Origin of the sequence: Vibrio superstes (assembly GCF_003569005.1) — a bacterium.
Taxonomy (GTDB): Bacteria; Pseudomonadota; Gammaproteobacteria; order Enterobacterales; family Vibrionaceae; genus Vibrio; species Vibrio superstes.
In genome coordinates this window covers 2286516-2304248 of the sequence record NZ_BCUR01000004.1, presented here as the reverse complement: position 1 = coordinate 2304248, position 17733 = coordinate 2286516, and the positions used below count along the sequence as shown (strand labels likewise).

Below are 17733 nucleotides of genomic sequence, written 5' to 3'. Positions count from 1 at the left end.
AAAGTGGTTTCTATTGTTTAGCTCGGATGAATAAAACGATACCTTCCACTTTATACACTTCTACAACAGTGCCAATTTCGAAGCTTTCTTCACTGACCGCTGACCAGGTGGTGTCTCCTAGAGCGATCCTTCCACGTCCAACAGGGAAATCACTATCGAGAGTCGTAAATTGCCCAATGAGTTGGTTGGATCGCTTATTCAATGTGGTGACCTTATCGTCTTTGCGGTCTTTGTTTCTTTGAAATCGCCACCAAAGCCAAGTAGTGATGAGACTGAAAGTAGCGAAGCTCATCCATTGCATTTGCCAACCTATTGGGAGCAAACTCAATAAGGCGCCGACGATTAAGGCGGAGATACCCAACCACAAAAAATAACCTGCGGTCCCTAATATCTCAAAGCACAGCAGTGCAAGACCAAATGCCAGCCAGTGCCAATGATTAACTTGCTGTAGAAGTTCTATCAAACCTTGTCCTTGTTACCTGATTCTTTAAACATTTCAGCGATACCGGCAACCGAACCCATCAAGCCTGTTGCTTCGAGAGGAAGCATAATGATTTTTCCGTTCTCAGCCTGACCTATGGATTTCAACGCATCGGTATAGCCTTGCGCTATAAAGTAGTTCACGGCTTTCATGTCGCCTTGAGCGATGGCATCCGATACCATTTGAGTTGCCTTCGCTTCAGCCTCAGCAGCTCTTTCGCGAGCTTCAGCTTGCAGAATAACGGATTGCTTTTCCCCCTCAGCCTTTAGAATCTCAGATTGTTTATGGCCCTGCGCTCGTAAAATCTCAGCTTGTTTCACGCCTTCAGCTTCAAGAATATCTGCACGCTTGTTACGTTCCGCTTTCATCTGAGCGTTCATGGCGGCCGTTAGGTCGGCTGGTGGCTGAACGTCTTTGATTTCAATACGAGTTACCTTAACACCCCAAGGGTTGGTCGCTTCGTCAACGATAGAAAGCAGGCGTGTATTGATCATGTCTCGTTGACTCAGCATTTCGTCCAATTCCATAGACCCTAAAACAGTACGAATATTGGTTAGGGTTAGGTTGCGAATGGCATGCTCAAGCTCTGTTACTTCATACGCTGCTTTTGGTGCATCAAACACCTGTACAAAACAGACTGCATCAATAGTTACGTTAGCGTTGTCTTTTGATATCACTTCTTGTGCTGGAATATCAAGAACGCGTTCCATCATGTTGATTTTATTACCAACCGTATCGATGAATGGAATAATTAAGTTTAGACCTGGGTGTAAGGTTTTGGTGTAACGACCAAAACGTTCAACTGTCCAGTTGCTACCCTGAGGAACTGTTTTGATTCCGGCAAATATAACAATGACTGCGAGGGCAATGAATATGACGATAGTAATTAGAGTTGAATCCATGCGTGTTTACCTTGGAATGCGAAAATGAATACTAACTATACATCAGTTTGACTGAGTTCTCTGTGCGTCAATTATTAAAAAGGCGTGAAATATTCAGGCCTTAAGTTACTTTCGATTTATTAGCTTCAGGAGGGAAAGTGTGAGTAACAATCAAGGAAATGAGCTTTGAATTATAGTTTTGGTGCTACCTATCGATATAGCCAATAGAAGCTAATTACCATTTTCACTCACTAACTGACAAATTACATCATCGACGTTTGTTTTTGGAGAGAGTAATGAAGGCTGTTGTACCTATTCTTGTGTCCTGCTTAGGTCTTTTTGGTTGTCAAGTTCAAGCCAATAGTCACTACGATGACTACTGCGATGAAGTGGTTGAAGACAGTATTGAGGGGGGGCTTGTTGGTGGCGTCGCCGGAGCCGGCATAGGTGCTATTGCAGATGGTAAAGAGGGGGCAACGCGTGGCGCAGCCATCGGCGCAGCTGTAGGAGCATTGGATGGTTTGGTAGATGGCGTAGAGAAGCGTGAACGTTGTCGACGAGACATGCAAGATCTTGAAAGTGATTACTGGGATGATGAAATCGATAGGGCCGTAGATGACGCTATCGTCGAGGACATAATCGAAGATGTAATTGCAGAAGAAATTTCAGAAGAAGCCTGGGGCTAAATCCTATTTTGCTAGGAGGGAAGGGAGGCCCCCCATAGCAATCCAGACAAATCGAGAGATAAAGTATCTGTATTCTATGTTGAGATGGATTAGCTAGGACGCAATCCGTCACTTTTCGATTCAAGGTTTAATCAGATCGGGTAGGTTGTTTTCACTCATTATTTAGATGGTACGCCCCAAAACGAATTGCAGCCGATGGTCTTGAGGTTTAACGAAGCATAATTTGGCTTACTTAAAGTAACTAAAAAAAACGTAGCCAGACAATTACTCTAAGTGAAGGGCTAATATTAGTCAGTCACTAAAGTACTGGACATCAATTGTGGTTAGAGGAGCCTGAATTAGCTCATTAAACCCAGTCTAGTTCTGCATGCTAAAACGGAAAAACCCCTCCGAGGAGGGGCTAAAACTTAGAGTTTTATAGGTAATTGATTACCAAGCGTATGAAACACCAGCACCTGCAGATACATCTACATCGTTACCCGTTGTTGCTGAAACGTTCGCGTTTGCAGTCCAGTTCGGGTTGATGCGGTGTGCGTAACCTACTGCTACTGCTGCTACATCTCCAGCGTAACCTACACCAACACCTACAGAGTTAGTTTGGTTAGTTGATAGGTAAGGACGCGCTGCTGTTACTGCTTGAGCAGAAGCCATAACACCGTCGATACGCTCGTCTAGGCGGTCTACTTCACCGAATAGAGTCTCGATATCTTGACTGTTAGCTTGACCCTGAGCGTAGATTTCATCCATTTGTGCTTGAGTCGCATTGTATGCGTCATTTGCTTGCTCACCGGTGTAAGTTTGAGCGATGATTGCACGAGCTTCTTTTAGACCTTGAACGATTTCTTGACCTTCAGATGGAACTGGCTTCTCACCTTCGATTGGGGTCGGGGCGCCTACCGGAGTCTTAGCTTCTTCACGACGAGTATTACGCTCTGCAGATTTCTCAGCCATTTCTTCACGACGATTATCTACTTTTGTGTGAAATGTATTTTTATCAATTACTACTTCTTTACCACCATCTGTAGTAACAGTAGAAAACGTTAGTTCACCAGACTCTTCATTGTAAGCAACATCATAGCCATGTTCATTGGCTCGTTTAGTTACTTCAGCAAGCATATCCGCGCCAGTCATGTCCGCAATGATATCTTCGACATGAGATTTAGCTGAATCCGCTGCATGATCGACACGCTTTGCTACCTCAGAGATACGCTCAGTTGGCACAGGACCAACACCAAAACCAGGATCAATTGGGTCAATGATAATTGTGTCGTCTTCTTCGATTGGCATGGTAGGGTTATTCGGATTAGTTGGTACAGATGGGCCACCAGCAAGTTTGTGCTTAACAATCTCTTTCTTCATAACCAACGCATTAGCTTCTTGATTTGTACCTTGAACCCACTCGCCAGTAGCTTCATCAAACATAGCAATCGCACCTTGATTCACACCATCTTTTTGGATTTGCATATAACCATTTTCTGTAACTACGATTTCGTAACCGGTAGTTTCAGTGTTGTTATTGAAAGCTTCAACAATTTGTTGACCTTTTGGAAGAACTGGCAATTCAGCATTTTCAGCCATTACAGAACCAGAAGCAGCTACTAGAGCCAACGTTAGAGCAGTTTTAGTAAATTTCATATCATTACCTATAAATATGTACTTAGTACTTTTTAGTTTTATTAAAAAGCAGGACAAGTCCTGCAAAGTTGGGAATATGCTCTCAATTCATACTGGGTACCAATTGAGGTTAAAAAAAAACAGGTTCAGGTGTTTGCCTTCTCCCTGTTCGTTGGAGCGCATATTAAGCGTCTGCCGTACGGTATGCAAGTGTTTTTTTGGTACTAATTACGAATTAATTGGCATCTATATTTCAACTGCCTGATATTTAAAGGAATTAAAGTTTGAACTTTTTTTCTTTTTACTGATACACCGGAAAATTGACACCTTGAGTATTGACATAGCACAGCCCTCCCCATTTACTCGGTACAATCTAACCTCGACTCCTCTTCTGATCTGCTCCAGTAAAACTGAACACTAAGCTAAGCGACTTTCCATACCTATAGTTATCCATGAGTCGCTCATATTCGATTTTTCGAAACTCATTATGATCCAATCTTGAGCTTAATATGGGTATAGCCAGCTGTGATCAACAAGCAGTTGGCCAGTACGATCCAGTCGTGATTTTGAAGTTAATGTGTGAGATCGAGTATGCGTCAATACCGTTGAGAACATCATTTCTTGTGCCGCCTATCATTTTTAATGAACCGACCATGCAGCCTCTTTGATTTGCGATGATTAGTACTTAGCTCTATTGAGGCATATCCCGCCATTTGAACATGGGCTGTAACCTAACGGGTAATGAATATTCTTGAATTCTGAAGCCTTGAATTAAGTTCATCTTCAAGAAGAAAAGTTACTTTCGAAAGAGCATGCAGTGATGTATTGTTAACGATATGTATCTTTGAGGTTACTTTTATCTTGGGTAATATTCCTACTTGGCTGTCAGCCAGTATCAAGCTTGCGATTTCAGTGAGTGTGTTTTCAATTTTGCCATCCTATTTGACCGCTGTAGAGCACCATTTAGTGATATCCGCGACATCGTTGAGTTATTTAGCGACCTTAGAGTTAATGGGGTTTGCCATTGCTTGCGCACTGAGTTTCTTTTTCTCAAGGAGTGGTTTTAGGTTTAATGACAAAGTTGGATTGGCCCTACTGTGCCTCTGTCACTTAGCGAGCGGATTCACTTCAAACCTTGCTTTATTTTTTGTACTCAGAGGATTGGCTGGAATCAGTGCGGGACTGGTCATAGTGCGTTGTTATGAAATTCTGGGGGCTGAAGAAAACCCAGATGCGGCCTTTGGTAAGGCTATTGCTATTCAGATGCTGACCACTGCGGTCCTGTTTATGGTATTGCCTGCGATGGTTAACCTCTATGACCCTAGTGTTTTTTTTATTACTTTGGGTATTCTCGTTGGCTTGGCTTTATTGCTAAAGCCCTTATCTGCTCCTTTTCAACAAAATGATAAATTATCGGGTGATATCGACTTTGGTGTGGTGTTTATCAGCTTGAGTGCAATGGCTATGGTCATGCTGACGCACTCAGCGGTTTGGTCCACGCTTTCCGCCTATGCAAGTACGCATCATATAGAAATACAGAACCAAGGCTTGTTGTTTGCCGTTGGCACCTTGTTTAGTGTTGCTGGTGCTATGTTGGCGACATTCCCTGTGGCTCATCAAAGGAAAGCCTTGATACTCACTATTGCTCTTGTGCTTCAGTGCTTAGTGGTCTCAACTATGTTGACGGGCGATGACATGTACAGCTTTATTGTAGCGACATGTATCTTTCAGCTTCTATGGAATCTCATTGTTCCTCTTGTCATGGGAACGATGGCGAGTGGTCGTTATGGTCACGTCGTTATTCGTTTTGCTTTAGCTGCGCAAACGTTCGGAGCCGCATTGGGGCCACTTCTTTTAGTACCCGGTTGGGTCTTGCCTGAGGTATTAGTTTTTCTGTTCATGACTTACCTATTGATTTCTTCAACCATGATGGCACAGAAGACCCAATGACCTAGCCCAAGCACGTTTTCGCTTCGCCTCTAACAGCCCAGATTGCGCCCACCTATCGATATATCAAATAGATAGTAATTTAACCTATTTATCCGATCCCTTTATTGTTGCCTCAGAAATAACTTGTTACAAACTCTGAGGCCAATCAAATGAAAGCGAAATTAATCACGACACTTCTTAGCCTATCAGCAATCGCTCCTGCGTTTGCTGGAAACAACGCGATAAACACATCCGTCAATGATGATTATGTTGTTGCTGGTGACAATCTACAGATCTTGATTCCTTTAACGGGTTTGTTTGCTACTTGGTTGCATGATGATCCTGAAGGTGCAAAGCAATTAGCGCTTTCGGTTGGCGCCACACAGGTAATTGTACATGGTACAAAGAATCTAGTTGGGCGTGCTCGTCCTAACAGTAACAGTTATAACTCATTTCCTTCTGGTCATACAGCTGCTGCTTTTTCGGGTGCTGCGTTTTTGCAAAGTCGATATGGTGCAGCGTGGGGGGTACCTGCGTACGCAGCGGCTGCGTTTGTTGGGGCAAGTCGTATGCATGGCAATCGTCATTTTGCCGATGATGTACTGGCTGCAGCGGGTATTTCATTCTTGGTTAACCAATACTTAATCGCACCTTATCAACCTAAAAATATGGCTTTTTCCGCTACTCCTACTAAAGACGGGGTTTCATTTGGTGTCAGTCTTGCTAATGATTTTTTCTCGAAGCAATCAAGAAGTGCTTATGAGGAACGCATATCAAAGCCCTTGAACCATCGATTTGAGCTGGATATCGGTTTTAATATGACGGATAGCTTAAACAAAGCGGGACTACCAGGAGACAAACTTGTTGATGAAGCTCAACCTTTTGCTTCGGTGAATTATAGCTACCAGTTAGATGAAGATTCATTTCTAGAGTTTTATGTTTCACCAAATGAAACGCGCCGCTACGGAGAGTTGAACGAGAGTGCTTCTTACTTGGGCGAGAGTTATGGAAGTGGAACTGACATTTACTTAGCATTTCGTCAATGGTCTATTGGCGGCTCTTACAATAAAACATATGAGCTTACCGATGATTTTACCGCCAGTATTGGTGCTGGCGCAGCGGGTTATCTGCTTGAGTTTGAATTGGATAAAACTGAGGGCGGTCAACACGTTAAATCTTCAGCACTGCGTTTGTTGCCTGCAATCAATACGCATCTTGATTATGAGATGGTAGAAGACCTTCATTCATTTGCTCATGTGGAATATCAACATCTAAAGCGTGACCATGTGCTCTTAGCTGAGGCTGGTGTTCGATATGACCTAAACGAAGAATGGGATATCAGTGTGAAGTATCAACATAATGATGCTCACTGGAACAGCCAAAAAATTGATGTTAAGTCTCAATCCGTAGTCTTCAGTGTTGCGAACCGTTTTTAGTATCTGATCACAGTCACCGTCGACCTATTAGAAATCTTAATAGTAACTAAGTTGGTGTGTCGTGTGTCTTTGTTTATTGTGCGCGCATTAAATGTGTATCGTGGGAAGTCCAAATGTTTAAGTTTTTTATCAAAAGACCAAAACTGGCAATCGTAATATCTATATTCATTTCAGTGGCAGGGCTTGTTTCTGCCTACTTATCGCCTATGGGTCGTTATCCAGACGTCGCACCATTAACGATTACAGTTGACACTTGGATGGACGGAGCTACGGCAGAGGTCATTACTAAGACCATAGCTCCGGAACTTGAAAAACAAGTTAATGGCGTTGCAGGAATGCAGTATATGAAGTCGACTTCTAGCTCTGATGGCTCTTATTCATTGGAGGTGGTTTTCGCCAATGATACAGATGCGGATAGTGCCGTTACCTTAGTACAAAATAGAGTAAACCTTGCGCTTCCTGAGTTACCAGGGGATGTGATGCGAAATGGTGTCAAGGTGGAGAAAATGTCGAATGGCATGCTTATTGGTTTATCTATCCAAGATCCTAGTGGTGAAGCTAAAGATACACAAATTAGCTCTTTTGCTGGTGGTTCGCTTAAAGAGGCTCTGCAGCGTATTCCTGGCATTTCTAAAGTTGATGTCTTAGGGGAGAAGAAATATGCAATGCGTGTATGGCTAGACCCAAATAAGATGCGCCAATTTTCTGTTGACGTTGCTGCTATTCAAAATGCAATCGCAACTCAAAATAAGATTAGCCCAGCAGGATCTTTAGTTGGAGAGTTGTTGGAATATCCGATAACCGTAGACGGTGGGTTAACCAACAAACAACAGTTTGAAAATATAGTTATTCGTGGCGGAGCACTGCATAGAAAAGTGTTTCTTAAAGATGTCGCAAGAATAGAGTTAGGGGCTGAAGTCTATACGGCTAATGCTTATGCTGGAGTAAACAGTGGTTCGGTTGTATTCATTTATAAATCGCCCGATGCAAATGCGGTTGAAGTTGGCTCAGCGGTCAGCCATTTGCTAGAAACCATGAAGTCAGACTACCAGATCGAGTATGTCTATGATGCGACAAACTTTGTGCGTGGCGCCGTAGATAATGTTGTTGAAACTCTGTTGCTCGCAGTAGTGATTGTAGGCTTAGTCACCTTAATTTTTATGCAGTCATTACGTTTGACCTTAATTACGGTTACAGCAATACCAGTCTCATTGATTGGAACGTTTGCCTTCATGTATGCACTAGGTATAGATATCAATATTATCTCTATGCTGGGTTTGGTGATGGCGATAGGTATTGTCGTTGATGCCGCCATTATAGTGATTGAGGCGGCAGAGCATGAGTTACATCACAACCCTGAACTCACAGTACCCGAAGCGGTGGGTATCGCACTAGATAAAGTAGTGTCGCCAATAATTGCCTCAGCTTTGGTTTTGTTATCCGTATTTGCTCCCACCATTTTTATGAGTGGAATGACCGGCATTATCTACAGTGAATTCGGTATTGTACTGAGTGTATCAGTATTGGTGTCAACCGTTGTCGCACTTAGTCTAACTCCAGCACTTTGTGCATTATTTATGAAGCCACCTAAAAAAGGTGTTATTGCCCGTCAAGTCGAGCGTGTTATTGGTTTAAAAATTAGTGCATTTACAGGTATAACCAAGGGTTTTGTCCGTTTTCCGCTTATCTCCATTGTTTTACTTGGAGGTGCCGTATGGTTTGCCATGGTACAAGGTAAAGAGTTACCTCAGGGTATGCTTCCTGCCGAAGATACCAGTGCAGTATTTGTGGTTGGCGGCTTTGAACCGGGAACGGCACTAAATATTACTGACGGGCATGCTCTTGAGGTGGTTAGTGAGTTGCAAAAAATACCAGGTGTCAAAAACTCTATTGCAGCTTCTGGGTTTAATCTTCTTAATAGCACTGCAGACATGAGTAGTTTTCTTATCTTGCTTAACCTTGAAGATATTGTTCAACGAGATCTATCTGATGATCAGATTGCCGAACAAGCAAATCAAATACTGCAGGATATGGCAATAGAAGGGTTTGCCTTTAAGCCACCTGTTATACCCGAGCTTGGAATGGTTGATGGTGTCAATTTTGTTTTGATTGACCATCTATCTCGTTCTCCTACTGAACTAGGTAAGGATACTCAGGATATTATCAACCAGTTAAATGACCAAGAGTCTATCTCAATAGCAATGACGCAATTTGCGGTTAATAAGCCCTCTATAAAGTTGAATATTAATCGTAATAGAATGCTGGAATACGGCATTAGTTACGCTGATCTTGTTGATGGAATGCAGGCTCATTTTGGTGGTCAGTATGTGAACACATTTAACTTAGATGGTCGCAACTATAAAGTAATGATGCAAAATGCACCTGAATATCGATTGGATGAAAATGCCCTCAGAAATGTGCACATTAATTACGATAATGGAAGAAGTCAGCCAGCAAGTAAGCTGTTTAGTGTGGAACCGATTAACGTCCCTAACTTCCTCAATCGTTACAATGGTATGCAGTCTGTTTCTATAGATGTGCTTCCGTCTGAATCGACGGGCGCTGTAATTACCACACTACAACAATTGAACCTACCTGAAGGGTACTCTATTGAATTTACAGGAACAGCAAAAGAAGAAATTGAAGCAGGTAGTCAAGCAACAATTATTTTAGGGTTAGCGCTGCTGATTACTTATTTGGTGCTCGTAGCACAATATGAAAGCTGGCTGATTCCTATTGCTATCATGACCATGGTTCCTACGGCGGTTATAGGCATCATTGCTGGTGTTGAGCTATTGGGTGGTGAGATCACTATATTTACGCAATTGGCTGGAGTACTGCTTGTTGGGATGGCCGTTCGCAATGCTATTCTAATTGTGGAATATGCCAAGGAATTACGTGAAATACATGCCATGCCAATTAAGAAAGCCGCGGTAGAGGCGATGAGATTACGAGCACGAGCTGTATTTATGACGGCGTTTTCGTTTGCTGTTGGTTTAGTGCCATTAATGCTGGCTAACGCTATTGGTAGTGGTGCTCAGCAAGCTTTAGGTTGGGCGTCATTTGGTGGCATTGTAACTGCAACTTTTCTAGGTGGTATTGCCGCTTGTGTTTTATTCGTGATTTTTCAATCTATCAGGGAGCGATTTCGCACCCAAAGTCCTGATGTGCAAATAGCATATCAATCTAACTAACCTAAATTTATAAAGAGGAAATGTAATGAAAAAGCTATCTCGGTATGTGAGATCTCTACTTTTTACCAGCATGTTGTCATGGTTGCTGATAGGGGCGTCTGTTATAGCTAGAATATAGAACCTTAGTTGCAAAGTAGCGTCATACAGGAAGAGGGCGCTTATATCCTATCAAAATAGCCTATTTAGTCTCCCATCACCATTATATCGATTAACTGTAGAGCGAGAGTGTCTTAAACTTGAAGTTTAACGGTTGTTTCTTTATGTGAAGTTCCACCTCTTAACTTTTCTAGTTATTGATAAGTCGTTTGATATTGCTTTGGAAGAATTGTTGGACCTCATTGAGCGGCTGATTCTTCTGCCAAATTAAATCGTATTGCACGGTTAGACTCGTTTGAACAAAGTCAGGAGATAGAATCTTCAAATTGCTATCAACTTCTTGATTCACCGAACTCACCATCGCCCAACCAACACCTGCTTTCACCAGTTGCACTAAATTTGTGTGGCCATTTACGCAGCACAAAGATGGTGACATAACACTAGATTTATAAAGGGCATCTTGTTGATTCATGTCGGCGCTTAGCACCTGCGTATGAGACATTAAGTCATCATTACTCACCGATTGTTTGCGCGCGAGAGGGTGTTGTTTTCCACAAACAACATGCACATCGCAGTGCCCTATTGCTTGAAACTCATAGAACTGACTATTTCCTTCCAAACTTGGCGTAAACGCCAAATCAACTTCATGTTCTCGAACTGCGTTAAAAATAGCACTAGCACTTTGTTGGCTAATCTGGATTCGCATGTGTGGCCATCGTTGTTGCGCCTGTTTGACTAAGGGGGCAAACACTTGAAAGTCGATATCTTCGTGAACGGCAAAGGTAAAGCGAGCAGGAACTCCTTCGGATAAATGAACGGCATTGCGCGTAAAACGTTCCACACTGTCAACCACGACTTTTGCACCGTCATAAAGATTTAACCCAGCTTCAGTCAGCTGAGGGTATTTTCCTTCTCTATTGAAAAGTTGCACGCCTAATTCGTCCTCTAATCGAGCAACGTTTCCACTAACGGTGGCTAGGTGCTTGCCTAGCAATCTTCCAGCTGCGCTAAACGAGCCAGTGTCAGCCGCTGCTATAAAGCATTTTAAGAGATCGGGCTTAATCATAATCGTTCCTATACCAATTAATCCTATCATTTTTCAATAGGTAACCTATTAACCACTATTTAAATAATGATAGATAATGAGCTTGATTTCAATAAGAAGGGACCTTATTAGCTAGCAGGTATGTGATGACGGTATGCACTTTAAGTATGTTGAACACGACCTTCTGGAAAGGATTCAAACAAACACTTAAATATTTTTAACTAACCAGACTCAGAGGTCGACGTTATGAAAAACACTCTTAAAGCAATCGCTATAGCGGTATCACTTGCCACAACTATGGGTGCAAGTGCTGCATCAATTGAGGCAGTTCCGGGGCTTAATACTGGACAACCTTTTTACTCCCCAGAAGTTTTTGTTCAGCAAGAAAACATTCCTGTGATTGACTTACAGGGTATTGATGCAAAAAACCATGGTAAGGCAATAATGGACGTTGCTAGCGATAAGATTGAATTATTTATTAAGAATGCGCGTCGAAAATTCGAAGTAATAGGCCTAGACAGTAAGGTGCTGGCACAGGAGTTGACGGTTACTTATAACAACTCAAAGGCACTAAACCCTGAATTCATTGGTACGTTAGAATCAATCGCTCAAGAAGTCGATATGGATCCCAAAGAGCTATTTGCGCTTGGACAGACAGACTACGCTGTTGTGCAACTTCTTAAGAAAGGTGGTGAGACCGATGTTAAGAATGGCGGATGCACGTCAATGGCATTCAATGATACAGGTATTGTTGGACAGACTAACGATTTAGCCAGTTTGGACGGTGGTGCTCTAATCGTGCTGAAAAAAGAGGACTCCATTGTCGCTATGACGGGATTTGCGCCAGCAGGACAGACATTAGGTAAAAATGTTGGAGTCGTAATTAACTTCATTGGTCACGATACAGAAGGTGTTGATAAGCAAAGTACGTTAGCAACCGATATGGGAGCTTTAGTCGATGCTGTAGCGAAAACAGAGAATGTCGAAGCAGCACTTAAGTTGGTTGAAGAGCATCGAACCATCGTAGGTATTAACCTCACCATAGCGGACAAATATGGCGCAGCCGCTTCAGTTGAAATGAGCCATGATGGTCTGTTGATTAAGCGTGGTGAGAATGGCGTTGCGCATGCAAATCATAGTTTGAGAGAAGGTGGCGAAGAAGCTATGCGTAAACAGCTAGGTCAGACTCTGGTTGAACAAAACAAAAATGGTGCATTTTCTTTTTGGCGTCAGGAAGCAGCAGATACCTTCTTAAAACATAACCCAGAGTCGAGTGTGGATGCGATGAAGTACATATTCAGTCAGAAGCCAATTGCTCAAACTGCAGCATATGGAAGTGATTTCATTACAGTAAATACTGTCGTTTTGGATACGGTAGAAGGTTGCATGGATATGGCTGCAGGCGTATCTGAGTGGAATGAATACCAGAAAATTTGCTTTTAGTTTTTATTACTCGAAAGAGTTAATGGAGACACTATCCAACATTTATTGATTATGTGTAACCACGCGCATAAATACGCGTGGTTTTTATCCAAATTATATAAATTAAATAACTGCTTTTACCTTGGACTGAGGTAATGGCTAATAGACCAAGGACGGTTGATAACCTTGAGGTGATCCACATGTTTTTTATTCTTCGACTGCGCAATGCTGCACAGCCAATCAATCCCCGATACTTCCGCTTCTCTGATCGAGTAAACAATTTAACTCACCAACTATGGATGAAGCTCTAATGAAAAGATTGATTGCTGTTGCCGTAGTGACAGTACTGCTAGTAGGCTGTGGCGGTAAATCCAATTCAAAAACCAATCAATGTAAGGCAGGTACAGCTTGGAATTCACAACAAGGGAAATGTGTGACCGCGCCAGATAGTGGTGGTAAACCATTGACTCCGTTGATTCCATCAAAGCCAACTCCACCGACAAAGCCAAACCCTCCTGTTGGGCCAGTTGAGCATTGTAGTACTAAGAACAAATATCATGATTGGCATAAAGGTATGCCATCTGTCGAAAAATATTATTCGACTATGACGGTTAATAACTGTAATAACGTTGTTTACTCATCCGTTTCGATTCCAAAAGAAGGTGTAGACCCTAATGAGTCTAATGGATATGAGCTGCAATATTTCAGTGGCGTAACCCAATATACAGAGGAAGGACATCCAAGACATTTCGATGGTCACGCGGTATTTAGCACTTATCGCCAAGCGATCTATGACGATGGTGCAGAAACATGGCCAATGAGCATGTTTGTCATTGTTGAACACGCACCTGTCCCAGAGCCAGCAATAATACTTGGTGCGACAGAATGCAGCTATCGGGCTAGTCTAGAATTCACAGCTTTGGTAATCCAAGGGAATTTCGAGCGTTTTCGAGATAAGAAACGTGGCGGTACAGGTAGACTAGAATGTAAAGACAGTGGTGGTAGTTCGGTTGTGGATGTTTCAGGCATGCTGGTATTTAACGAACAAGGTGAGTTCGATGTCAATCATCCATCATATGACGAACAAACTGCACAATTGTGGAGTGACTATGGTTTTCACGCATTTCATGAAAAGTTTGAGGAAGCTAATCGCTTTGCAGCGCCAGTGAAAGATGAATGATAAAGCGATAAAGTGAAACCATTATAATTAAGTTAAACAATGAAAAACGTACCCTTAGCTCAGTGCTCAAACCAGTAGTCTTTATTACAATCCACTTTGCTTAGGGTGAGCAAAATAAAGGCGGAATTTCCGCCTCTATTTTTTGAAAATAAGTCAATCTTGCACATTAGATACGAAATGATAAATCGTACTATCGGCGTTGTTCAAGGTAGTTGTCGTCATTTGCTTGCTTATTAAGCTGCTTCTCTTTCTGGAACTAAGTGAACTTCATCAATAGGTTCAGTTCCTGATATCACCAGGCCAACACTCAGATTTTCGCTGTTTTGCAGCGAGCAATACCTCTGCACGGCGTTTCAATATCCCTCTATCTTTTCCATTGTGACGCTCTGAATGCGTCATGCAATTGAGCTTATTATACTTGTGCTCGGTGTTGTACCAATGTACGAAGCCTTCAACCTAAATTCGACTACTGTCGAGAGCTTCACAGCCCTTTATGGGCCAACTAAGCATGTACTTGACCCTGCGGAACAGTGACTCAACATACGGGTTACCATCACTGACTCTCGGGCGGCGATACGATGAGATAATACCTAACTCATCCATCTTCGCTTTGAACCACAGCGATTTCATAGGCGCACCGTTATCTGAATGAAGAACCACGGTTGATTGAATCACTGCTCTTGTATTCACGTTCGTTGCAGGCGTTGTGACTCTCGCTCTCCACACTCACGTTCATATACCTCATAGCCAACGATTTTTCGGCTATAGATGTCCTTTATGAAGTAGAGATAATAATGCTGGCCTCGAACCTTTGAAGGTCGGTAAGTAATACCCCATGTGAAGACTTGATTCGAGCTTTTCGCCGTATCACTTAGAAAGAGGAGTTATATGAGGTAGGTATACGAAACTGCCATCATGTTGGAAATCTTAGATAAGACTATGATGTTCGATATACAGGAAACCAGGTGCAGTGAATGAGAGTGGAGCATTTTAGGTGGCTTCGCTTTATGCTGAAGTAGGCACGAAAGCCACCAAGGACAAAAGCAGTTAGCAACTATATTGATGTAAAAGCTTGTTAACAGGTAACCATACCTTCCATTTTGTGAAGTCAGGTGCTTTTGTGTTTACTGGGCTGGGAATATGAGAGATACCTAACAGTGGGGAGCGAGATGATACAAGTATAGATAAGGTCCCATCAACAAATAGCCGTGCTTCAAATTTTTCCAAAACTATTTTATTTGTTTTAGTGTTGTTTTTGTTAAGGGCAGGCAAAGATTGAATACCTATATAGCGATGAAAGGTTTTTATAAAACCATGGCTTCCATCGTAGCGATACCCTGAATCTAAAAGAAACTTGTCAGCTTTGAGTTTGTTAAAAAATCTAGTTTTAAATATCTTTCTCATAATTTAATCACCTAAAAATAGGCATTGTGCATGACGAAAGATAATCTGATAAATGAGGATGTATAGAATCATTTAATAGGTCGGAAGAGTGAATACTCATCTGAATTAAAAAGCCAATCCCCTCAGTGGTATTGGCTTTAAATCTATAGTCTTAGAAATAGTAGCTTGCTTGTAGCCAGGCAACGGTGTCTTCCTTCTTCACCAAATTCTTTTTCGAAGATTCCCCGGTATATTCAACCTTTGCACCAATTGAAGCGTTGTCGAGAATCATGTAGCCACCACCAACTTCTATTTGTGGTATCCACTCTTTGCTTTGCTCGTGGTAGGTCGCCTTAGGGTTGGCATAAATCCAGTGCCCAGCGTCAAACCCATACATACCGTAGAGGCCAAGCTGGCCAAGTGCAGATTCAGATTTGGCTTTTCTTTCTCCTTCTCCTTCTACTGCGTCGGAAGTGGTGTAACCTACAGAAGCCATTGGAAATAGCATAATGTTGTCGGTTACTTGGAATTTATAGATAGCACCAGCAAGAGCTGTCGTGTTGTCTTTATCTCCAAGAACATCGACTGAGTAGCCTAATCCATCAGTAACATGGAAGTATCGACCACGATAATTCATATCGCCGGACTTGTTATCAACGCCGAGGTCTAATTGGAATATGTTGCTACCGAGACCAATCATACCATTAAGTTGGGTGCTGTCTTCACTTGCACTCACACCAAGAGAGCTAAAGCTCGCGGTAGGATCGCCATAGTTAACTTGTTCTGCATCTTGCTCATTGGCTATCGCGCCACCGCATGCTCCGGCGATTGCCAGTCCAATTAATAACTTTTTCATTTCAATATCTCCAAATTAAGGTTTGAATCAGGTTTATTTCGGAGATAGTTTTGCACTTTGCCATAAATAGATTAAATTGGTAAGTATCGAATTAAATAATAGGTTATAGAAATGATTAATCTTGACTACTTACTTGCATTTGTGACTGCTGCCGATAAAGGCTCATTCTCTGCTGCAGGAAGGCATATAGGCAAAAGCCAAAGTACAATTAGTGTCAGTGTTAGTAATTTAGAGTTAGATCTTGGTGTTTCTTTATTTGATCGTACTGGCAAATATCCAGTTTTGACTCAAGAGGGCGAACGTCTATATCAACAAGCTAAAGTGTTGATGAGGCAAGCCGATCGAATCACGAATTACACTTCAGGTCTCAGGGACCAGGTGGAAAACTCCTTGGTCATTGGACTGGATCCTTTGGTTCCCTTTTCATTGATTGAAACCGCTTTAGAAAAAATCTCTCAGAAGTTTCCGTTTACTCAGATCAAAATTGTTAAAGAAAAAGGCAACTCCTTGCTCGAGCAATTGGATGAGGATAATGTCGACTTTGTGCTTTACCTTACAGAAGAAGCAATTCCAGATTATTATGAGTTTGCTTGTATCCATATGCTTGAGTGGACAAGTGTGTGCAGTCCGGATAGTGAGTTTGCTGACTTAGGGGTAGTCAGTAATGAGCTACTAACAACAGACAGGCAAATAATTTGTACCAGTCTCTATGAACACAAAGTTTTAGGAGCAGTGAGTACCATGTCTCAATCTATCTGGTTGGCACATGATCAAGATGACATGATACGTATGGTAGAACAGGGAATAGGGTGGGCCGTGTTGCCAAAAATCATGCTAGAGGAAAGGGTAGCGTTAGGTACATTAATTGAGTTTACCCCAGAATTCATGAAAACCGGTGGTTCATTTGGTGTCGACTTGGTTTGGAAAGAAAGTGCTAGCAGAGGGCCAGTTGCACAGTATCTACGTGAGCTTTTGTTTGCGGCGGGATAGCCTGAATCACAGTGATATACACTAGGGCCTGTTGACCTTTTGAGGTTATTTTTGTAGCGATTTGTTGGGTATTAATACAAGGCAGTCGCTTTTAGGTGTGGTGGTTCCACATGAAAAGTGAATAACGCGGTAGAAATGCCCAACAAAGCGCTACCCGAAGGGCTCGGCAAGAAGGGCTCGTCCAGAAGCCATTTACTCTTCGTTGAGCGACTCTTGCTTAGATGACTAGGCGGCAAGTCCCTCGCCTTGATTAAATGGCTTCTGGTCGTGCAAAATTTAATCGCAAAAGGTCAACAGACCCTAATATAAAACTCTATGTCGTCCCCGACGTCTTTAATCGGGGGCTTTCCTAAACCGATTCTCCCAACAAACGCTACCAGTTTACCCCCGCAAGTCAGCAGTCAAAAGAAATCTAAACTATCTCTACAAAATCAATAATATAAATCATTGCCGAAAGGTAAATTACTTTCCTTTTCTTAATCCATAAATCATCAACCTATCTATTTTGTTAATACTAACTAGTTTAACCTATCAGCGATG

At 42.2% G+C, this 17733-nt stretch carries 14 protein-coding genes; 7 read left to right on the top strand and 7 right to left on the bottom strand.

What is annotated here, in order from left to right; genetic code table 11:
* Positions 1-10 precede the first annotated feature (10 nt).
* A complete protein-coding gene (locus D5I41_RS18450) occupies positions 11-463 on the bottom strand; it encodes an NfeD family protein (protein ID WP_119011059.1) in 453 nt (150 codons plus the stop codon).
* Positions 460-1383 carry an SPFH domain-containing protein gene (locus D5I41_RS18445; protein WP_119011058.1) on the bottom strand — a complete coding sequence of 308 codons (924 nt, stop codon included), beginning with the start codon at positions 1381-1383 and terminating at the stop codon, positions 460-462. The genes D5I41_RS18450 and D5I41_RS18445 overlap by 4 nt, the downstream gene beginning before the upstream one ends.
* Before the next feature lie 275 nt (positions 1384-1658).
* Between D5I41_RS18445 and D5I41_RS18440 the strand changes: the two genes are divergently transcribed.
* The gene (locus D5I41_RS18440) at positions 1659-2048 is read left to right on the top strand and encodes a YMGG-like glycine zipper-containing protein (RefSeq protein WP_119011057.1); all 390 of its coding nucleotides are present in this window, start codon (positions 1659-1661) and stop codon (positions 2046-2048) included.
* Between the two features lie 429 nt (positions 2049-2477).
* Here D5I41_RS18440 and D5I41_RS18435 read toward each other — a convergent pair whose 3' ends face one another.
* Positions 2478-3683 (bottom strand): YadA C-terminal domain-containing protein, encoded by a 1206-nt coding sequence (locus tag D5I41_RS18435; protein ID WP_119011056.1) that lies wholly within the window; start codon positions 3681-3683, stop codon positions 2478-2480.
* A gap of 840 nt (positions 3684-4523) precedes the next feature.
* On the opposite strand from D5I41_RS18435, the gene D5I41_RS18430 reads away from it, so the two are divergent.
* From D5I41_RS18430 to D5I41_RS18420, 3 genes are all read left to right on the top strand, one after another.
* Positions 4524-5612: an MFS transporter gene (locus D5I41_RS18430; protein ID WP_235868949.1), complete on the top strand. Its 1089-nt coding sequence runs from the start codon at positions 4524-4526 to the stop codon at positions 5610-5612.
* A 149-nt stretch (positions 5613-5761) separates the two neighbouring features.
* Positions 5762-7027: a phosphatase PAP2 family protein gene (locus tag D5I41_RS18425; protein WP_119011055.1), complete on the top strand. Its 1266-nt coding sequence runs from the start codon at positions 5762-5764 to the stop codon at positions 7025-7027.
* A 113-nt stretch (positions 7028-7140) separates the two neighbouring features.
* Complete coding sequence (locus D5I41_RS18420; RefSeq protein ID WP_119011054.1) at positions 7141-10221, top strand: efflux RND transporter permease subunit; 3081 nt, start codon at positions 7141-7143, stop codon at positions 10219-10221.
* Positions 10222-10507: 286 nt separating this feature from the next.
* Here the strand turns inward: D5I41_RS18420 and D5I41_RS18415 are convergent, their stop codons facing one another.
* A complete protein-coding gene (locus D5I41_RS18415) occupies positions 10508-11383 on the bottom strand; it encodes a LysR family transcriptional regulator (RefSeq protein ID WP_162892864.1) in 876 nt (291 codons plus the stop codon).
* Positions 11384-11608: 225 nt separating this feature from the next.
* Between D5I41_RS18415 and D5I41_RS18410 the strand changes: the two genes are divergently transcribed.
* Positions 11609-12805: a C45 family autoproteolytic acyltransferase/hydrolase gene (locus tag D5I41_RS18410; RefSeq protein ID WP_119011052.1), complete on the top strand. Its 1197-nt coding sequence runs from the start codon at positions 11609-11611 to the stop codon at positions 12803-12805.
* A gap of 289 nt (positions 12806-13094) precedes the next feature.
* Positions 13095-13964, top strand: coding sequence for a hypothetical protein (locus D5I41_RS18405; RefSeq protein ID WP_119011051.1), 870 nt, complete (start codon positions 13095-13097; stop codon positions 13962-13964).
* 456 nt (positions 13965-14420) lie between these two features.
* Here D5I41_RS18405 and D5I41_RS21315 read toward each other — a convergent pair whose 3' ends face one another.
* The 3 genes from D5I41_RS21315 to D5I41_RS18395 all read right to left on the bottom strand — a co-directional run bounded on the left by D5I41_RS21315 (position 14421) and on the right by D5I41_RS18395 (position 16203).
* On the bottom strand, positions 14421-14594 hold the full coding sequence (locus tag D5I41_RS21315; protein ID WP_162892863.1) for a hypothetical protein: 174 nt from the start codon (positions 14592-14594) through the stop codon (positions 14421-14423).
* Between the two features lie 417 nt (positions 14595-15011).
* Positions 15012-15368: a hypothetical protein gene (locus D5I41_RS18400; protein WP_119011050.1), complete on the bottom strand. Its 357-nt coding sequence runs from the start codon at positions 15366-15368 to the stop codon at positions 15012-15014.
* A 151-nt stretch (positions 15369-15519) separates the two neighbouring features.
* Complete coding sequence (locus tag D5I41_RS18395) at positions 15520-16203, bottom strand: hypothetical protein (protein ID WP_119011049.1); 684 nt, start codon at positions 16201-16203, stop codon at positions 15520-15522.
* Between the two features lie 111 nt (positions 16204-16314).
* On the opposite strand from D5I41_RS18395, the gene D5I41_RS18390 reads away from it, so the two are divergent.
* Complete coding sequence (locus D5I41_RS18390; protein ID WP_119011048.1) at positions 16315-17193, top strand: LysR family transcriptional regulator; 879 nt, start codon at positions 16315-16317, stop codon at positions 17191-17193.
* Positions 17194-17733: the final 540 nt, after the last annotated feature.

Bases quoted from the DNA above. Each gene is read 5' to 3' on its own strand.
- D5I41_RS18445 (WP_119011058.1), bottom strand. From the start codon at position 1,383: ATGGATTCAACTCTAATTACTATCGTCATATTCATTGCCCTCGCAGTC.
- D5I41_RS18440 (WP_119011057.1), top strand. From the start codon at position 1,659: ATGAAGGCTGTTGTACCTATTCTTGTGTCCTGCTTAGGTCTTTTTGGT.
- D5I41_RS18435 (WP_119011056.1), bottom strand. From the start codon at position 3,683: ATGAAATTTACTAAAACTGCTCTAACGTTGGCTCTAGTAGCTGCTTCT.
- D5I41_RS18425 (WP_119011055.1), top strand. From the start codon at position 5,762: ATGAAAGCGAAATTAATCACGACACTTCTTAGCCTATCAGCAATCGCT.
- D5I41_RS18420 (WP_119011054.1), top strand. From the start codon at position 7,141: ATGTTTAAGTTTTTTATCAAAAGACCAAAACTGGCAATCGTAATATCT.
- D5I41_RS18415 (WP_162892864.1), bottom strand. From the start codon at position 11,383: ATGATTAAGCCCGATCTCTTAAAATGCTTTATAGCAGCGGCTGACACT.
- D5I41_RS18410 (WP_119011052.1), top strand. From the start codon at position 11,609: ATGAAAAACACTCTTAAAGCAATCGCTATAGCGGTATCACTTGCCACA.
- D5I41_RS18405 (WP_119011051.1), top strand. From the start codon at position 13,095: ATGAAAAGATTGATTGCTGTTGCCGTAGTGACAGTACTGCTAGTAGGC.
- D5I41_RS21315 (WP_162892863.1), bottom strand. From the start codon at position 14,594: ATGAAATCGCTGTGGTTCAAAGCGAAGATGGATGAGTTAGGTATTATC.
- D5I41_RS18400 (WP_119011050.1), bottom strand. From the start codon at position 15,368: ATGAGAAAGATATTTAAAACTAGATTTTTTAACAAACTCAAAGCTGAC.
- D5I41_RS18395 (WP_119011049.1), bottom strand. From the start codon at position 16,203: ATGAAAAAGTTATTAATTGGACTGGCAATCGCCGGAGCATGCGGTGGC.
- D5I41_RS18390 (WP_119011048.1), top strand. From the start codon at position 16,315: ATGATTAATCTTGACTACTTACTTGCATTTGTGACTGCTGCCGATAAA.